Genomic DNA, 17,201 nt, shown 5'->3' on the forward strand with positions numbered 1-17,201 from the left:
TCGCGTGTCCCAATCCGTCAATCCGACCAGCCGAGGTCGCATCGAGTTCATCGACATCGCGCGCGCCGTCGCGCTGTTCGCGATGGCGATCTACCACTTCGCCTGGGATCTGGAGTTCTTCAACTATGTCGAGCGCGGGCTGACCGGCTCAGGCGGCTGGAAGATCTTCGCGCGCGCCATCGCCTCGAGCTTCCTGTTCCTCGTCGGTGTCAGCCTGGTACTTGCTCACGGGCGAACGATCCGCTGGCTTCCCTTCCTGATCCGCCTCGCGCAGGTGGTCGCCGGCGCTGTGGCAATCACGGTCGTGACGTTTTTCGCCACGCCGAACAGCTTCGTATTCTTCGGCATCCTGCAATTGATCGCGGTCGCCAGCCTGCTCGGGTTGCTGTTTATTCGTTTGCCCTGGCTCGTGACCGCATTCGCCGCCGTCGTGACGGTCGCCCTGCCCTTCGTGATCTCGCACCCCGTCTTCGATCCGAAATGGTTCGCCTGGATCGGTTTCTACCAGATCCCCCCGTTTTCCAACGATTTCATTCCGATCTTCCCGTTCTTCGGAGCGGTCCTGGCAGGCATCGCGGCGGCGCGCTTCGCCCTCGCCCACAGCGTGTTCGACCGGATGCGCGGCTGGAACCCGGCACTCCGCCCGATGTGGCGGCTGGGCGTCCTCGGCCGCCATGCCCTGCTGTTCTACCTGCTGCACCAGCCGATCTTGTTCGGCATGGTCTTCGTTTTCTCCCTGGCCGCACCGGCGGACACGCAAGCCGTCTTCCGCGCCGATTGCCAGCGGGCCTGTTTGGCCGAACGCGACGGGGAATTCTGCGAGCGCTATTGTGGTTGCGCGGAAAGGGAGTTGCGCGCGCAGGGACTTTTCGACGCGCTGATGGGAGGTGGCCCGGACGAAACCCAGATGACACGCATCCGGGAGATCACCAATCAGTGCTCTTTCGAGCAAACCAAGTAGCGGGGCTGGCCGATATACGCAGCCTCAGCCCGCGCGGGCGCCCTGCCCCACGCTGAGTTCGGCCATGCGCGTGAGACAGGCCTCCTCGGCGGCGTCGAGTTCGCGCAGCAACTCCTCGATGTCGCGACGCTTCTGTTCGAGCTCACGCCGCTTGTCGCCGACGCGCCGAATGATCGCCCGCAATTGCGCGGCCTCGCCGGGCGGGCTCTTGTACATGTTCATGATTTCGCGGATGTCTGCGATCGAAAAACCAAGCCGCTTGCCGCGCAGGATGTTCTTGAGCAGCTGCCGGTCGGAGTGCCGGAACAGCCGCGTCCGGCCGCGTCGGATGGGCGAGATCAGACCTTCATCCTCGTAGAACCGGATCGTGCGAGTCGAGATGTCGAACTCCCGCGTCAGCTCCGTGATCGTGTAATATTCGCGCATATGCGATCCGGTTCCCGCCTCGTATGACCCGCGTTGCATGAATATAGATTTACGTCAAAGTCAATTTCAATGCTCAACGAATGGCTCGGCCGCGTCAGCGACGTCCTCACTCGACGCCGAACCACCAGGCCGCGAGCCCGAGAAACGCGAAGAAGCCAACAACGTCGGTCACCGTCGTTACGAATGTGCCGGACGCGATGGCGGGGTCGGCGCCGAGCCGGTCGAGCACCAGCGGGATCAGGATTCCCGCGAGCGCGGCGGCCAGCATATTGATGACCATGGCGATCGCGATCACCGTGCCAAGTCCGCGACTGTCGAACCAGATGGCCGCCACGACGCCGATGATCGCCGCGAAGATCAAACCGTTGAGCAGCCCGACCAGAGTTTCTCGTCGAATGACTCGCCCGGCGTTGTGAAAGTCGATATCGCGCGCGGCCAAGGCCCGAACGGTGACGGTCATGGTCTGGGTACCGGCGTTGCCGCCCATCGAGGCGACGATCGGCATCAATACGGCAAGTGCCACCATCTGCTCGATCGTCGCGTCGAAGAGCCCGATGACGAGAGAGGCGAGGATCGCCGTCGCGAGGTTGATGAGCAGCCAGGAAAAGCGTGACCGCGCGGCGGTCAGCACCGTATCGGAGATTTCCTCGTCGCCGACGCCGCCGAGGCGCTTGATGTCCTCCTCGGCCTCTTGCTGCATGATATCGATCACATCGTCGATGGCGAGAACACCGACCAACCGTTCGTTCGAATCCACCACGGCGGCTGAGGGAAGGTCGTATTGCTCGATGACCTGCGCCGCTTCTTCCTGATCCATCTCGGCCGGAATCGCGTGGCGCGTCTCGTGCATGATGTCTTCGATCTTCTCCGGCCGCTTGGCGCGCAGGATGCGGTCGAGGTCGACGGCGCCCTGCAGCTTGAAGCTCGGATCGATGACGAAGATCTGGGCGAAGGATTCGGGTAGATCCTCCTCCTCGCGCATGTAGTCGATGGTCTGGCCGACGGTCCAGAAGGGCGGCACCGCGACAAACTCGGTCTGCATGCGCCGACCGGCCGATTCCTCTGGATATTCGAGCGAACGCCGCAGCCGAATCCGTTCGCGAAACGGCAGGCGCTCGAGGATCTCCTTGCGATCCTCCTCCTCGAGGTCCTCCAGAATGTAGACGGCGTCGTCGGATTCCAGTTCGCGGACCGCCGCGGCGATCTGCTCGTTCGGCATCGCATCGACGATCGACAGGCGGATTGCTTCGTCGACCTCGGTGAGCGCCGTATAATCGAACGCGTCGCCCAGGAGCCGGACGAGCGCCTGGCGGTTGTCCTTATCAAGCGCTTCGAGAACATCGCCGAGCTCGGACTCGTGAAGCGGGCTGATTTCCCCCCGCAGCATCTCGGAATCGCCCGCCGCGATCGCTGTCTCGACGCGCTCGCGAAACTCGCGGGCAACGAAGCCGTCCTCATCGTATAATTCCGACCGGACCTCCGCTTCGGGTACATGTTCGTCGAGCCGCGTATCAGCCATGCACACTCCCTCTGCAGCGGAAAAATTCGCATCCGCCGAAAAGCGGGACCGTCACCCCGAGCATTTAGATCATATTCCGCCCCTTCGGAAGCGGCCGTAGTCCAGCGCTCGGCGCCTCGCATCATCTGAGAAGAAAATCCGCAGAGTAAAGCTTTGGCGCATGCAGATCACGCGCGCGAGGCTCGCAATTCCCAGGACGAGGCACGGCCTCAGTTCGTCGTAACCGGCCGCGAACGCATGCGCTGAACCGTCTCCCGCTCGGCCCGCTTGCAACGCATCGGTGGCAGACCGCGATCCATGAGTTCCATGTCCTCGAGCACCATGTCACCCATCTTCTTGAAAGCCGTATCGATCGCCCCGGCACGGTGCGCCGAACGCAGAAAGCCTGGAAGACCGCGCACCGGATGGTCCCGTGGCAACGGCTCTTCCGGGAAGACGTCGCTGGCGGCCACGATGTGACCGCTGCTGACAGCGTCCATCAGCGCCGGGAAATCGACGACGTCGGCGCGGCTGAGCAGGATGAAGGCGGCGCCGGGACGCATCTTCGCGAAGCTATCGCGGTCGATAAAGCCGCGATTTTCGCTTGTCACCGAGGCAACCACGAAAATGAAATCGCTTTCGGCGAAAACTTCGTCGAGGCCGGCCGGTTCTGTGCCCGCCTCCACCAGCATGGAGGACGGCAGCCAGGGATCGAAGACCCGCACACGCGGGCGGAAGCCGGTAAGCAGCCGGTTGAGCGCTCGACCGAGATCGCCAAAGCCGATGATCCCGATATCGGCCCCGGACAGGAGCCGCGCCGTCCGATTGCCCTCGCTACCCCAAAGTTCGCGGCCTTGGCGGAACGCGAGGTCGGCATCGACGATGCCGCGCGCAAGATTGAGCGCCATGGCAAGGCCGAGTTCGGCCACCGGTCCCGCGAACACCGTCCCGGTGGTCACGACGTGGATGCCGCGCGCGAACAGCGTATCGTAGGACATATTGTCGAGGAGATTGCTCTCGACGTTGAAGATACAGCGCAGGGACGTCATCCGCTCTATCGCTTCGCGCGTCAGCGGCGGCTGGCCAATGATGTAGCGCGCCTGTGCCAGGATATCGGGCGCAAGCGATCCAACGCCGGCCGGGTCCGCGTCGTGGATGTCGTAGCGCCGATGCAGTTCCAGCCGCGCCTCGGGCGAGAAGATCAGGTCCAGCGACCTTGGCTCGGGCGCGCTGATGACGAGAGGAAGGCGGGGCTTCGGCATGGACTGCGCTCCGACGCGGTTGAAGGTAGCGGCTGCGAACCGCCTTCGGATTGCTCGACTCACACCACGGATGACGACAGCCCCGCAAGATCAAGGCCGCGACACCATACCGGCATATGCGACCGAAGCGCGATCGGGAGAAGCGGCCGGCGTGAAGCTGGCGTGATCCGCCCCACTGCGGCCGTGGTGAAGGAACAACGCGGTCGCTTCGCAAGGATCGTCTTGCCTCGCCCGCCCGGCGGCCATAGGTTCGCTCGAACCCTGTCCCACGCGCTTTTCGAGTCCTTCGCCTCATGTCCCGCTACAATTCCGTTCTCGATGCCATCGGCAACACGCCGCTGATCCGGCTCCACAAGGCATCCGAGACGACCGGATGCGAAATCTACGGCAAGGCGGAATTCCTGAACCCCGGACAGTCGGTCAAGGACCGCGCCGGCCTGTTCATCGTCCGCGACGCCGAGGAAAAAGGCTTGTTGAAGCCCGGCGGCATCATTGTCGAGGGCACGGCGGGCAACACCGGCATCGGCCTTTCGCTGGTTGCCGACGCGCTCGGATATCGCACCGTGATCGTCATTCCCGAGACCCAGAGCGAGGAAAAGAAGGACGCTCTGCGCCTGATGGGCGCCGAGCTGATCGAAGTGCCGGCGGTTCCCTATAAGAATCCGAACAACTACGTAAAACTGTCGGGGCGCCTCGCCGCGCAGCTGGCGAAAAGTCATCCGGCCGGCGCGATCTGGGCGAACCAGTTCGACAATGTCGCCAACCGCGAAGGCCATGTGGTGACCACCGCCGAGGAGATCTGGCACCAGACGGCCGGCGAGGTCGATGGCTTCGTCTGTGCGGTCGGCACCGGCGGCACACTGGCCGGTGTTGCCAAGGGCCTCAAGCGCCGCTCAGGGCAAATCAAGACCGCCATCGCCGATCCGATGGGCGCCGCGCTCTACAACTGGTACGCCCATGGCGAGTTGAAGTCGGAAGGCTCCTCGATCACCGAGGGTATCGGCCAGGGCCGGGTCACCGCAAATCTGGAAGGCTACACGCCGGATTTCGCCTTTCAGGTCCCCGACGACGAGGCGCTGAGGATCGTCTTCGACCTCGTGATGCAGGAAGGATTGTGCCTTGGCGGCTCATCCGGCATCAATATCGCCGGCGCCATCCGGATGGCCAAAGAAATGGGTCCCGGCCACACCATCGTGACCATCCTGTGTGACTACGGTAATCGCTATCAGTCGAAGATGTTCAACCCGGATTTCCTGCGCTCCAAGGACCTTCCGGTGCCCGAATGGATCGAGAACAAGCCCGCGTTCGATGTCCCGTTCGAGACAGTCGGGTGACCGTGTTGGGAGGACCGGGCGGTGCCGCCGCGCCCGCGGCGACCGAGCGCGTCTATCAGGACGACGCCTATCTTTCGACCTTGGAAGCGCCTCTGACGCGCATCGAGGGAGAGCGTGGCCTGGTCTTCGAGCGCACCAATTTCTTCGCTGCTGGTGGTGGCCAACCGGGTGACAGCGGCTTCGTGGAGACCGCTGACGGACGTCAGATCAAGATCGTCGACACGGTGTATGCGCCCGACAAGGCAACGGTTGTGATGCTCGCCGAGGAAGGCGCGTCCCTCCCCACCGCCGGCGAGACCCTGGTGCTGCATGTCGACTGGAAGCGGCGCTACAAACTGATGCGGATGCACACCGCCTGCCACCTTCTCACCGTCGTCTGCCCGTTCCCGATCACCGGCGCCGCCGTCGGCGAGGAGGAGAGCCGCATCGACTTCGACATCCCCGACGCCTCCGCCGACAAGGCCGGCGTGACCGCGCAGCTGATGGACCTCGTTGCGGCAAACCATTCGGTCTTCACCCGCTGGATCACCGAGGCTGAACTCGATGCCAATCCGGGGCTGGTCAAATCCGCCAACGTCAAGCCACCGCGCGGTTCGGGGCGAATCCGATTGGTGTGCATCGGCGAAAACGGCTCGGTGGATACCCAGCCCTGCGGCGGCACTCATGTGCAGGAAACCGGCGAGGTCGGCGACATCCACATCGGCAAGATCGAAAAGAAGGGCAAGTCGAACCGGCGCTTTCGCATCCGTTTCGGTCCCTTGCCCGGCTGACCCTCTCGCCAGGCCCGCGGGCTTGCCGCTGCGCGCGCCGCTGGACTATTCTAATTGGCCGCCCGTCTTATCATCGCGGTGCGCCCTTTCCGAGGCCTCCCATGAGCCAGAACCCGTTTCTCATCGCCCCGGCCGACCTTGCCGAACATCTCGGCCGGCCGGGCCTGTCAATCGTCGACGCCTCCTGGTACCTGCCGGCGCAGAACCGTCTCGGCCGGCCCGAGTTCGACGCCGCGCACATTCCCGGCGCTGTCTTCTTCGACCAAGACGAAATCGTTGATCCGGCCTCAGACCTGCCCCACACGCTGCCCTCGCCGGACGTCTTCGCCGCGGCTGTAGGTGATCTCGGCGTTTCGGAGACCGATACGATCGTCGTCTATGACGGCGTCGGCCTGTTCACCGCACCGCGCGTCTGGTGGCTGCTGCGCACCTTCGGGGCGAAAGACGTGCGCGTGCTCGACGGCGGCTTTCCGGCCTGGCAAGAGGCGGGGCTGCCGGTCGAGACCGGAGCCGCCTCACCCGAAGCCGTCTCCTTCGCCGCATCCTTCGATCGCAGCGCCGTCGCCTCGCTCGACGAGGTCAAGGCCGCGGTGATGAACGGACGCCTGCAGATCGCCGATGCCCGCCCCGCCGCCCGTTTCACCGGTGAAGCGCCTGAACCGCGCGCCGGGGTGCGCGCCGGTCACATGCCGAGCGCCTTCAACGTGCCGTTCATGGCGCTCTCCGAAAATGGTCGGCTGAAATCGGAGGCGGCGTTGCGGGCCATCTTCGCCGAGGCCGGGCTAGATCCCGAGGCGCCGGTGGTGACCAGTTGCGGCTCGGGCGTCACTGCCGCCGTCCTCAACCTTGCGCTGGAATCGCTCGGCAACCGCCAGTGCGCCCTTTACGACGGCTCATGGACCGAGTGGGGCTCGGCCGCCGATACGCCGGTCGAAACCGGGCGCTGATACGATGCGTCTCCTGACGACACAGGTGATTAGCCTGGAAATGCGAGAGCCTCCGCAAACCGAGGTGCCGCCGCCGCCCTGCGACAAACCGCTCGCCGTGACGCGCGTTCACGACATCCGGCTCGACAGCTACCGGATGCTTTACCGGGCGCTGGGCGATGCCCATCACTGGACCTCGCGGCTGCTGCCCGACGACCAGTTGAGCCGGGAAATTCACAATGAGACGACACGTATCTTCGTGCTCTTATGCGACGAGATTGTCGCCGGCTGGTTCGAGATCGAGATGCGCCCTGCCCTCCGCGAAGCGCGGATCGTGCATTTCGGTATCCTGCCGGCGTTTCGCGGCCGTGGCTTCGCCGACTACCTGTTGAGCAAGGCGATCACGGTCGGGTTCGCCGAGGGGGCCGGTCGTCTGACGCTGGAAACCAACACGCTCGACCATCCGGCGGCGCTGCCGCTCTACCACAAGCATGGATTTCGTCCCTATGCGACCCGGCGGGTCCAGACGCCGGCGATAGAGGCGAAAACACAGGCCGCGGCGAAGGCAACCACATGAGGTTCATCGGTTTCGACGAGGCTGATCCGCTGCTCGATTGGACGGCCGTCGCCGACGCGATCGCCGAAGGCCACCGGCTGCCCGAGGCCGAGATCGGCGACCTTTTGCTATCGCAGTCGGGCCGCAGCATGCTCAATCGCGGCGCCTGGATCGAAGGGCTCGGCATCGCGCTGAAATCCGTCACCATCTATCCGGACAATCCGGGCAAGGCCCCGCCGCTCCCATCGATCCAGGGCGGAATGATCCTGTTCGATGATGCCACCGGCGCCCCGGTCGCCATGATCGACGGCATTCTGGTCACCAAGTGGAAAACCGCCGGCGACTCCGTCCTCGGCGCCCGGCTGCTGGCGCGCCCGGACTCCCGCCGGTTGCTGATATGCGGCGCCGGCACCGTCGCCAACTCGCTGATCGAAGCCTATTGCGAGATCTTTCCTGACCTCGAAGCAGTCACCGTCTGGAACCGAACGACCGAGAAAGCCGAGCGTCTCGCGTCCGAGTATTCCAGCGCCCGCGTCCCAGTCGCGGTCGCCATCGATCTCGCATCCGCCGTCGGCGAATCGGACATCGTCTCGACCGCGACGATGGCCACCGAGCCGTTCCTCAAGGGCGAATGGCTGAAGCCTGGTACCCATGTCGATCTGATCGGCGCGTTCCGCCCCGACATGCGCGAGGCCGACGACGCGGTACTGACGCGCTCCGAGCTTTTCGTCGATTCGCGTCGCACCACATTCGGCCATATCGGCGAGATTCAAATCCCGCTTGACGCCGGGACAATCGTCGAAGAGACGATCTGCGGCGACCTCGCGGATTTGTGCGCCGGCACGGCCGGGCGCAGCGGACCCGACGCCATCACCGCCTTCAAGAACGGCGGCGGCGCGCATCTCGACCTGATGGTCGGGGCCCTCATCCGCCGTGTCGTCGAGGCGGCGGGCTGAGGCGCGATGCGGATTCCCGGCCGATGGTTTTCCGACGGCGTCAGACGCGGTAGAGCAGAATCGTCTCCCGCCGCGAATGGACGGTTCCCGTGATCCTGCGTCTCTCCCTTGCCCTCGTCTTCGTCCTGTTGCTGGCGGCAGCCGGCTTCTGGTACCTCGCCCCGCGCGAACCGGTCGACACGACGGTCCGGTTCGATCCGGCGGTGATCGGCGGCGACCCCGACGCCTATCTTCTGCGCAGCGAGGCGGACATCCCCAACCTGCGGCCGAATGCCCAGAAGGAAATCGTCTGGGCCTTTCCCGCCTCGCGCGCCAGGACACCGCTCACCATCGTCTACGTCCATGGCTTCTCAGCGACGAAGGCCGAAACGCGCCCGCTCGCCGACACGGTCGCCAAGGCTCTCGACGCCAACCTCTTCTACACCCGGCTCACCGGCCACGGCCGCGATCCGGCCGTGATGGAACAGGCACGCGTCAACGACTGGGTCAACGATCTCGCAGAGGCGATCGCAATTGGCCGAACGATCGGCAACCGCGTCATCGTCATCGGGACCTCGACCGGCGGCACGTTGGCGACGCTGGGCGCCACCATTCCAGGCCTGATGGACCGGGTCGAAGGGTTGGTGCTGGTTTCGCCGAATTTCGGCCTGCGGGACCGCCGGGCGTTCCTTCTAGATCTACCCTTTACGCGGAAAATCCTGCCGCGGATCGGAGGTGCCACGCATGGCTTTGCGCCCGTCAATCAGAAGCAGGCCGAGAACTGGACGACATCCTACCCGATCGGCGCGCTCGTTCCCATGGCCGCGCTCATCCGCGCCACCCTGGCGATAGACCTGTCCACCATCACGATCCCGGCCCTCGCGCTGTTCTCGCCGCAGGACCAGATTGTCGATCCAGCCGCCACCGAGGACGTGATGGCGCGTTGGGGCGGCCCGACGAAAACCGTTCTGGTGCCGTCCAGCGGGGATCCGGAGAATCACGTCATCGCGGGCGACATTCTGTCTCCCGAGACGACCGACGCCCTTGCCGACCAGATCACCGGTTGGATCAGATCGCTGCCATCACCCTGAGCACGGCGCTCGCCACGTGGATCGCTTGCGTGGGTGGGCCCCGAGCGCGCATCTCGGATACACCCATAGTTTTATTTATGGGTCGGATAAATTTTCCGAATTTTACTTAGCCAAAACCGCCGTCCATCATCCTCGCACAATGGTTGAATGGGGTAGCGAAGCTCTGCCTCAGCCGGAGCCGAGCCTCCGCTTTCCCCACCGACCTTTTGCGTAACGGCAACTATTCAGACAAGCGGTCTGGAAGAACCCGCATTCTGGTGTTAGGTATACCAGGTAATGTGGCTGATACCCCAGACGGCAATAAGGGAGCAGACTCAATGCCTCATAAGGTTCTCATACTCGGCGCCTCATATGGCTCATTGCTGGGCACGAAACTGGCGATGGCCGGCCATGATGTCACCCTGCTCTGCAGGGCCGCCACGGCGGCCCTGATCAATGACGAGGGAACAGAAGTGCGCATTCGCCTCAAGGGTCAAGACGCCCATCGGAGCTTATTCTCCCGCGATTTGCCCGGGCGAGTGGATGCGAGCACGCCGGAGGCAGTCGATCCCGCGGATTACGACCTAATCTGTCTCGCCATGCAGGAACCGCAATACGGAGATCCCGCCCTCAGGCATTTGCTGAACCGGACGGCCAAAGCGGCGGTCCCGTGCATGTCGATCATGAACATGCCGCCCCTGCCCTACCTCAAGCGCCTGCCGGGGCTGGATTGTAGCAAACTCGGGACCGCCTACACCGATGCCCGCATCTGGGACCAGTTCGACCCTGCGCTGATGACGCTGTGCTCGCCGGACCCGCAAGCCTTCCGCCCGCCCGAAGACAAGGCCAACGTCCTGCATGTCGGCCTTCCGACCAACTTCAAGGTCGCGCGTTTTGACAACCCGGATCACGACAGGCTGCTGGCCGAACTGGCGGCCGACATCGACGCCGTGCGGCTCGACGGCCACGAGGTGCCCGTCAAGCTTCGCGTGCATGATTCGCTGTATGTTCCGCTTGCCAAGTGGAGCATGCTGGCGACGGGAAACTACCGCTGCATCACCGCCGGAGACCCCATCTCCATCCGCGACGCGGTCCATGGCGACATCGATTTGTCGCGAGAGATCTACGCGTTCGTCAACGAGATCGTCAGCCGTCTCGGGGCGTCGCCGGAGGATCCTGTGCCGTTCGAGAAATATGCCAAAGCCGCTGAAAATCTGTTGAAGCCATCGTCGGCGGCGCGGGCAATTGCCGGCGGTGCGACGACCATCGAACGCGTGGACAAGTTGGTGCAGCGGATTGGACTGTCGCTCGGCATGGAGCACCCTGCCCTCAACGCGACCGTCGACACGGTCGACCGGAAGCTGGCGGCGAATTGCGTGAAGGCGGCGTGACATCGCTCCTGCAAGGCGCCTCGGCGCCTTGCAGGAAACCGGAACAGATCAGCGGCGCGGCTTGCCGGCGCGTTTAATGCAGATGGCCAATGATGTAGTTCATTTCGTCCTCAATATCCGAGCCTCCGGTTGCGGTATCGCTTCGAGGATGCGTCGCGGCGTCCGCAACGATCCCTTCCAGAAGGTCCGAGAGCTCGTCCGGACAGGATGACAAACTGCGGTCCCACCACGCCCCGCTCTCCGTCCCGATAAGGCCGTATCGCTCGTCGGTCTTGGGATTGACGAACCGAACCTGGTCGAGGCGCTCGCTACATTGCCGCAGAAATTCCAGGTTTTCCGCGAGGATATCGGCTCCCTCCTGGTAAACCTCGCCGGGACCCGATGCGCGAACATCTATTTTCCTGAACCGCTCGATGTTCAGCAGACCATCGACGTCATAGACGTTCATCCGGTGGTTCCAGCCGCTGGCTATCGTACGCGGGCGCTCGCCTTTCGGCACATCGTTGTCGAGAAATTCGTAGTGAACCTTCTTGTCCGACAACGTCCAGGAAAAGAACAGCGCGGGCATACCCGTATAGGCCTCGATATTGTGGTGGAGAAGATCGTCGACGGCCTTGTACCGTCCGGTCGTCAGCCCGCGTTTCCAAGCCCGTTCCACGGTGAGCGGCGGCGGGGTGACCATGAAGAACATGAAAACGGTGTGGCCGAACCGGGTCAGCAGATTGCTACCGCGATCCTGATTGTCACCGGTTCTGAAACTGTCGAAGCGGAACCGGTCGATCAAAAGATGCGGCATCGTTCCCCGGTCGGCCTTTTCGGCCATGTAGCGGTCGAGCTTCCGGTCGATGATCTCCAATTCGTGACCGGTGAGCATCGCTCCATATTTGTAATCAGCCCCCAGCGAACCGTAGTCGAGAAGATGTTTGCGCCAGTAATCCGGGCTGACCAGGGCGAAGTCCTCCCAGGGCACACCGAGTTTCTTGGCCAGGGCGCGTTGATGCGGCCTGATGGTGCTCTTTCCGGCGGCCGAAGCCCCCTTCACGTTCATGACGAACGGCTCCGTCTGGGTCGGAAGATACCGATAGCCTTCGACCTTCGACGCCGTTTCGATGATCGGGTCCAGCGCAGAACCCAATCGCGCGCTGCCATAGTCGTTGATGAAAAAATTGGCCGCAAGGTCGACAATCATCGTCTTGTCGAAGGGTAGCCGGCCATGGGTGCGGACCACCGCACTGGTGACCGTGGCAAGGGCATTGGCGCAGGCCACCTCGAACGGATCTTCCATCCCCGCCCAGCGGGCGGTGGCGGCTTCGAGCGCGGCTCTGTCATCCGGGAAGGCCTTAGGGGACGTCGTCTTCCGTTCCCTGCCAAGCAACCAGTCCAGCAACCCTTTTTTCGCGGTCGGCGCCGCGCCTGGCGACGCCTGCTGCTGGTCCAGTCGTTGCAACTCCGCGGCGATGAATTCGCGAGCCCGGCTGACTAGACGCTCGTGCTCTGTCTTCAAACCGTCGAGCCGCGGCCTGACATGCTCGTCGTAGATCCGCGCGGTCATTCCGCGCATGTTGATGCCGAGTTCCTCGTATTCCGGCCCGTCCGGCACCGACAGGTCCGCCGTAACCCGGATCAGCAGCTCATGGACTATCAAGCGTTCCGCGCGAAAGGCAATCGTGTCCTTGGGGTCGAGCCCGCTGAAGTCGGCGAGTTCGCGAGCCTCCCTAAAGCCGGTCTCGACATTTTCCGGACGGAACATGGTCGACAGCGGCAAAAGCCGCTGCGGTATCGTCGAACTCAGCCCGGGATTCCAGGGGCCGAATTCGGCCCCCGTGTCCCCCGGGCTTTCGGTGACCGACATTGATCAGGCAGGTTTCGAGGTCGGACGACGCGTCTTGTCCCAGATCAGCTTGAACAGCGGCAGGAAGATCAGGATCAAGGCGATGACCGTGATCGGTCCGGCGATCGGCCGCGTGAAGAAGATCGACGGATCGCCCGATGAGAACAGCAGCGATTGCCGCAAGGTCGGCTCGGCAATCGGTCCGAGCACGATCGCCAGCACCGCCGGCGCCACCGGGTAATCGAGCTTGCGCAGGAAGAACGCCCCGAAGCCGAAAATCAACATCAGCCAGACGTCGTGCATGTCCTGTGTCGCGGCATAACCACCCACGACCGACAGGATGAAAATCATCGGTGCCAAGACGGTGAAAGGCATCCGCAACATCCAGATGAACAGCGGGATGAAGGCGATGTTGATGACCAGAGCGAAGAAGTTCGAGACGTAGAACGAACCGATGAGGCCCCAAACGAATTCCGGCTGATCGGTGAACAAGCGCGGCCCTGGCGTCAGACCCCAGATGACCATGCCGCCAAGCAGGATGGCCGTCGTCGGAGAACCGGGGATACCGAGCGTCAGCATCGGCAGCATGGCGCCGGTCGAGGCGGAATTGTTCGCCGCCTCCGGTGCGGCGACACCGCCCGGATGGCCCTGCCCGAATTCCTTCGGATTGCGCGAGAACATCTTGGCGACACCATAAGACATCAGCGAACCGGGAGTGGCGCCGGCGGCGGGCAGGATGCCGACGAAGAACCCGAGGAACGAGCCGATGCCCATACCTTTCCAGCCTCGTCGAAACGCCTCCTTGGTGTCGTCGTTGATGCCGCGCAACGACATTTTCGCCATCGTCGAGGTGATCTTGCCGCGGGTGGAATCTATGGTCCAGAGCATCTCGCCGATGCCGTAGACGCCGATGGCCAGCACCAGGAAGTTCACGCCGTGCAGGAAGCCCGGAATGCCGAGGAAAACGAGACGCGGAGCACCCGAAATCTCATCATAACCGACGGCGGCAAACACCAGCCCGATGCAGATCGAGAAAATCGTCTTCGGGATGTCATCGCCGCCCAAGCCCACAAAGGTTGCGAAAGCTAGTAGCATCAGCGCGAAAATCTCTGGCGGACCGAAGCTGAGCGCCACGGTTGCCAGCGGAGGCGCGAAGGCCGTGAACAGCACGTTGGAGACAGTGCCGCCGACAAAAGACGCGACCGCGGCCGTGATAAGGGCAAGACTGGCGCGGCCCTTCAGAGCCAGCGGCCGTCCGTCGAAGGTCGTCGCGACCGCCGTCGAAGCCCCCGGGATGCCCAGCGTGATCGAACTGATCGCGCCGCCATACATGGCACCGTAGTAGATCGCGGCGAGAAAGATGATGGCCGAGGCCGGTGGGACGAGGAAGGTGATGGGAAGCAGGATGGCAACGCCATTGACCGATCCCAAACCCGGCATCGCGCCAATGAATAGTCCCAGCGTGACACCGATAATGATCAGCATCAGATTGACGGGCTGGATTGCCAGCCAGAAGCCGTCCCCCAGTAGCCCCAGAATTTCCATCATAACTGCCGCCTCCCCGCGGGCTCGATAATTGCCTGAGCCGTTCGCATCAGTAGATGATCGTGTTCAGCGCATTGAACACCGGCTCGAGAAACGCCATGCCCTTGGGCAAGGTGATGCGCATAAGCGCCTCGAAGAAGAAGAAGAAGACGACAGGTATCGCGGTGGCGAGGGTCATCGTCATCACCCAACTGTGACGTCCAAGAAAGCGCAGATAGTAGATGAGGAACACGAACATCGCGCCGTACATCGACAGGATGTTTACCAGCGCGACGAACCCGATGATGCCACCGCCCACGAGCGCGAGCATCTTTTGCCCATAGGGGTCGAGAAAGGGTTCGGTCGACTGCGACGGCGGCGACGTCCGCCGGTACCAATTGAAAGCAATGACACCGGTGCAAACCAGCATGACACCGGCCAGCCAGAATGGCCAAGCACCCCCCCCAGGGCCTTCACCCCGAATGTAGCCGACATCCAGCTCCGTACTTTTCCACATCAAGTATATTGAAAGGAGGGCCAGCACGCCCGCGGTTACGATTTCTGCGCGGCGCATGCCGGCTCTCCCTAGACTTAGTATCGTTGCTATCGTTCAGTCAGGATTTGGGCTTATTCACCCATTTCCTTCAACAACTCCTTGTGGCGATCGACCTGCGTCGTCCAATACGTCTTCTGCTCGTCGGCATTCATGGGAAGGCCTTCCAAGCTCTCGGACTTCATGTAGCCCTGCCATTCCTCGGAATCGTAGATAGTCCCGAAGAGATCGCGGTAATACTGCGCGGCTTCCTCCGACATACCCGGCGCACCGACGACGGCCCGCTGATTGTAGTAGCTGAAGTCCTTACCAAGCTCCTTGATGGTAGGAACATCGGGAAGGTTCGGCAGCCGCTCATCTGAAAACGCTACCAAGGGCACAACATCGCCCGATTGAAAGAACCCGCGTGCTTCCGACGGATTGTTGACGGTCGCCATGATCTGCTGGCCCGCAAGCTCCTTGGCGACCTCGCCGCCGCCCTTGTACGGGATGTACTTGATCTTGACGCCGTAGTTCTTCTCCATCCAGGCGATGACCAGCGAGTCTTCCTGCCCCTTGCCGGTGCCCCCCATGACGTATTTCCCGTCCTCGGCCTTCACCTTCTCGACCCACTGCTCGAAACTCGTGATGCCCGAATCCTTGTGGACCCAAAGGACGAACGGATCGACGCCCATCATCGCGATCGGCGTGAAGGTGGTGATGTCGACGCCCAGATTTTCCTGGCGCAGCGGCGTCGTGAAGAAGGAATTCAGCGTGACGAGGATCGTATGATCCGGATCGCTGGCCCCCTTGAGAGCGATCAGCGCTTCAGCGCCGGAGCCGCCACCCTTGTTGTTCGGCACGAGGGGCCGGACGGTCAGCTTCTTCTTCTCGGCAACCGACTGGATGAAGCGGGCGATCTGATCCGCCCCGCCACCAGCGCCGGCCATGATCACGAAATCGACCGGCTTGGTCGGCTCCCATGCATTGGCAACGCCCGTGAACAGAGTCGAAGCCAATGCGGTCGCACCGACGACACTCATGAGAACTCTTCTATTGATATTCATTTTGTCTTCCTCCCATTAAAATTTTACTTGCATTAGCAAGCACGATATTCACACTCGCCGTTTTACACGGCTGTTCTTATTGTAAATCAGGCTCTAGGGACTTCGTCAATCGATGACAATCGGTCCGGAATTTCCCGGACCACACTGAACCTCTTCCCTAATGAACCAGAACCACCGGTATCGATGTCGATTCGATGACCGTCTGCGTGTTGCCTCCGAACATGATCTCCTTCTCATGGCTGTCGCCATAGGCCCCCATGACCATCAGGTCCGCCCCGAGCTTCCGGCAGCGTTCCAGCAACTCCTTGCCGACGTTGTGGCCGGCCGAAAACCTCTCGATCTCAGCCGTAATCCCACGGTTCTTGAGATAGCTGGCGAGATCTTCGGACGTTGTACCGTACGCCTCCTCACCACCGGTGAGGATCGTGACGGTGCTGGCGTCTTCCAAAAGTCCGATATTCAGCGCGACCGCCCGCGCTGCCTCGGTCGAACCGTTCCAGGCTATGACGATGTGCGTGCCGATCTGCACCGGCGGCGTATCGGTCGGCGGACACAACAGCACGGGCCGGCCCGTGTGGAACAGCGCTGCCTTGAGGCTGTTGACGCCGAGCATCCCGGCTCGATCCGGCTGCGCCACCGCGATCAAATCGACCAACCGGCCATGGCGCTTGATCACTTCGACCTGGCGTCCTTCTTCCTCCACCCAAGTCGCTGTCGCCGTTCCCGCGATCGGCTCATTGGAGACCGTCAGATCGAATTTTTGAACCAGCATGTCGAATTCGCTTTTCAGGCTCTTCTCGACCTGGTTGGCCAATTCGATCGCCTGCTTTTGCAGCTGATCCTTGAGGAACGTGGGAACCGGGACCCCATAGGGCAGCAGGTCCTGTGGCCTCGGACGGCAATGGGTCACCACGACGTGTGACTTGAACCGTCTGGCCAAGGCGGAGGCATGGGCAAGGACGTTGTCGCCCTTGCCGTCACCACGTACCGGAACGAGTATCTCGCGGATCACGGTCGCATATCCCTTCTAGAACAGGCCTTCGATGAGGCCTTCGTCATTGAGCCGGATGGATTCCGACGAGGGCACGCGCGGCAGGCCCGGCATGGTCATGATCTCG

General features: G+C 62.7%; 16 protein-coding genes. 8 read left to right on the top strand and 8 right to left on the bottom strand.

What is annotated here, in order from left to right; translation table 11 throughout:
- Positions 1–4 precede the first annotated feature (4 nt).
- Positions 5–961, top strand: coding sequence for a heparan-alpha-glucosaminide N-acetyltransferase (locus VQ044_RS01890; protein WP_327646333.1), 957 nt, complete (start codon positions 5–7; stop codon positions 959–961).
- Between the two features lie 24 nt (positions 962–985).
- Here the strand turns inward: VQ044_RS01890 and VQ044_RS01895 are convergent, their stop codons facing one another.
- The 3 genes from VQ044_RS01895 to VQ044_RS01905 form a co-directional block, all read right to left on the bottom strand.
- Positions 986–1,387 carry a MerR family transcriptional regulator gene (locus VQ044_RS01895; RefSeq protein WP_327624046.1) on the bottom strand — a complete coding sequence of 134 codons (402 nt, stop codon included), beginning with the start codon at positions 1,385–1,387 and terminating at the stop codon, positions 986–988.
- Between the two features lie 106 nt (positions 1,388–1,493).
- A complete protein-coding gene (gene mgtE, locus VQ044_RS01900; protein WP_327624045.1) occupies positions 1,494–2,906 on the bottom strand; it encodes a magnesium transporter in 1,413 nt (470 codons plus the stop codon).
- 209 nt (positions 2,907–3,115) lie between these two features.
- Entirely contained in the window at positions 3,116–4,147 is a 1,032-nt protein-coding gene (locus VQ044_RS01905; RefSeq protein ID WP_327646332.1) for a hydroxyacid dehydrogenase, read from the bottom strand.
- A gap of 293 nt (positions 4,148–4,440) precedes the next feature.
- On the opposite strand from VQ044_RS01905, the gene VQ044_RS01910 reads away from it, so the two are divergent.
- From VQ044_RS01910 to VQ044_RS01940, 7 genes are all read left to right on the top strand, one after another.
- Positions 4,441–5,481: a cysteine synthase A gene (locus VQ044_RS01910; protein WP_327646331.1), complete on the top strand. Its 1,041-nt coding sequence runs from the start codon at positions 4,441–4,443 to the stop codon at positions 5,479–5,481.
- Positions 5,482–5,486: 5 nt separating this feature from the next.
- Positions 5,487–6,251: an alanyl-tRNA editing protein gene (locus VQ044_RS01915; RefSeq protein WP_327646400.1), complete on the top strand. Its 765-nt coding sequence runs from the start codon at positions 5,487–5,489 to the stop codon at positions 6,249–6,251.
- A 101-nt stretch (positions 6,252–6,352) separates the two neighbouring features.
- Positions 6,353–7,198, top strand: coding sequence for a 3-mercaptopyruvate sulfurtransferase (sseA, locus tag VQ044_RS01920; RefSeq protein WP_327646330.1), 846 nt, complete (start codon positions 6,353–6,355; stop codon positions 7,196–7,198).
- 4 nt (positions 7,199–7,202) lie between these two features.
- Positions 7,203–7,754 (top strand): GNAT family N-acetyltransferase, encoded by a 552-nt coding sequence (locus tag VQ044_RS01925; RefSeq protein ID WP_327646329.1) that lies wholly within the window; start codon positions 7,203–7,205, stop codon positions 7,752–7,754.
- Positions 7,751–8,689: an ornithine cyclodeaminase family protein gene (locus VQ044_RS01930; protein ID WP_327624040.1), complete on the top strand. Its 939-nt coding sequence runs from the start codon at positions 7,751–7,753 to the stop codon at positions 8,687–8,689. The genes VQ044_RS01925 and VQ044_RS01930 overlap by 4 nt, the downstream gene beginning before the upstream one ends.
- An 89-nt stretch (positions 8,690–8,778) precedes the next feature.
- Positions 8,779–9,759, top strand: a complete 981-nt coding sequence (locus tag VQ044_RS01935) for an alpha/beta hydrolase (RefSeq protein WP_327646328.1) — start codon at positions 8,779–8,781, stop codon at positions 9,757–9,759.
- Between the two features lie 317 nt (positions 9,760–10,076).
- Positions 10,077–11,129: a ketopantoate reductase family protein gene (locus tag VQ044_RS01940; protein WP_327646399.1), complete on the top strand. Its 1,053-nt coding sequence runs from the start codon at positions 10,077–10,079 to the stop codon at positions 11,127–11,129.
- Between the two features lie 73 nt (positions 11,130–11,202).
- On the opposite strand, the gene VQ044_RS01945 is transcribed toward VQ044_RS01940, so the two are convergent.
- From VQ044_RS01945 to VQ044_RS01965, 5 genes are all read right to left on the bottom strand, one after another.
- Positions 11,203–12,981, bottom strand: a complete 1,779-nt coding sequence (locus VQ044_RS01945; RefSeq protein ID WP_327646327.1) for a hypothetical protein — start codon at positions 12,979–12,981, stop codon at positions 11,203–11,205.
- Between the two features lie 3 nt (positions 12,982–12,984).
- On the bottom strand, positions 12,985–14,508 hold the full coding sequence (locus tag VQ044_RS01950) for a tripartite tricarboxylate transporter permease (protein ID WP_327646326.1): 1,524 nt from the start codon (positions 14,506–14,508) through the stop codon (positions 12,985–12,987).
- Between the two features lie 46 nt (positions 14,509–14,554).
- Positions 14,555–15,058: a tripartite tricarboxylate transporter TctB family protein gene (locus VQ044_RS01955; RefSeq protein WP_327624036.1), complete on the bottom strand. Its 504-nt coding sequence runs from the start codon at positions 15,056–15,058 to the stop codon at positions 14,555–14,557.
- A 53-nt stretch (positions 15,059–15,111) separates the two neighbouring features.
- Positions 15,112–16,059, bottom strand: coding sequence for a Bug family tripartite tricarboxylate transporter substrate binding protein (locus VQ044_RS01960; RefSeq protein ID WP_327624035.1), 948 nt, complete (start codon positions 16,057–16,059; stop codon positions 15,112–15,114).
- 181 nt (positions 16,060–16,240) lie between these two features.
- Positions 16,241–17,095, bottom strand: a complete 855-nt coding sequence (locus VQ044_RS01965) for a universal stress protein (RefSeq protein WP_327646325.1) — start codon at positions 17,093–17,095, stop codon at positions 16,241–16,243.
- Positions 17,096–17,201 lie beyond the last annotated feature (106 nt).

This window comes from Aurantimonas sp. C2-5-R2 (genome assembly GCF_036549495.1).
GTDB lineage: Bacteria > Pseudomonadota > Alphaproteobacteria > Rhizobiales > Rhizobiaceae > Aurantimonas > Aurantimonas coralicida_A.

Bases quoted from the DNA above. Each gene is read 5' to 3' on its own strand.
- VQ044_RS01895 (WP_327624046.1), bottom strand. From the start codon at position 1,387: ATGCGCGAATATTACACGATCACGGAGCTGACGCGGGAGTTCGACATC.
- mgtE (WP_327624045.1), bottom strand. From the start codon at position 2,906: ATGGCTGATACGCGGCTCGACGAACATGTACCCGAAGCGGAGGTCCGG.
- VQ044_RS01905 (WP_327646332.1), bottom strand. From the start codon at position 4,147: ATGCCGAAGCCCCGCCTTCCTCTCGTCATCAGCGCGCCCGAGCCAAGG.
- VQ044_RS01910 (WP_327646331.1), top strand. From the start codon at position 4,441: ATGTCCCGCTACAATTCCGTTCTCGATGCCATCGGCAACACGCCGCTG.
- sseA (WP_327646330.1), top strand. From the start codon at position 6,353: ATGAGCCAGAACCCGTTTCTCATCGCCCCGGCCGACCTTGCCGAACAT.
- VQ044_RS01925 (WP_327646329.1), top strand. From the start codon at position 7,203: ATGCGTCTCCTGACGACACAGGTGATTAGCCTGGAAATGCGAGAGCCT.
- VQ044_RS01930 (WP_327624040.1), top strand. From the start codon at position 7,751: ATGAGGTTCATCGGTTTCGACGAGGCTGATCCGCTGCTCGATTGGACG.
- VQ044_RS01940 (WP_327646399.1), top strand. From the start codon at position 10,077: ATGCCTCATAAGGTTCTCATACTCGGCGCCTCATATGGCTCATTGCTG.
- VQ044_RS01945 (WP_327646327.1), bottom strand. From the start codon at position 12,981: ATGTCGGTCACCGAAAGCCCGGGGGACACGGGGGCCGAATTCGGCCCC.
- VQ044_RS01950 (WP_327646326.1), bottom strand. From the start codon at position 14,508: ATGATGGAAATTCTGGGGCTACTGGGGGACGGCTTCTGGCTGGCAATC.
- VQ044_RS01955 (WP_327624036.1), bottom strand. From the start codon at position 15,058: ATGCGCCGCGCAGAAATCGTAACCGCGGGCGTGCTGGCCCTCCTTTCA.
- VQ044_RS01960 (WP_327624035.1), bottom strand. From the start codon at position 16,059: ATGAGTGTCGTCGGTGCGACCGCATTGGCTTCGACTCTGTTCACGGGC.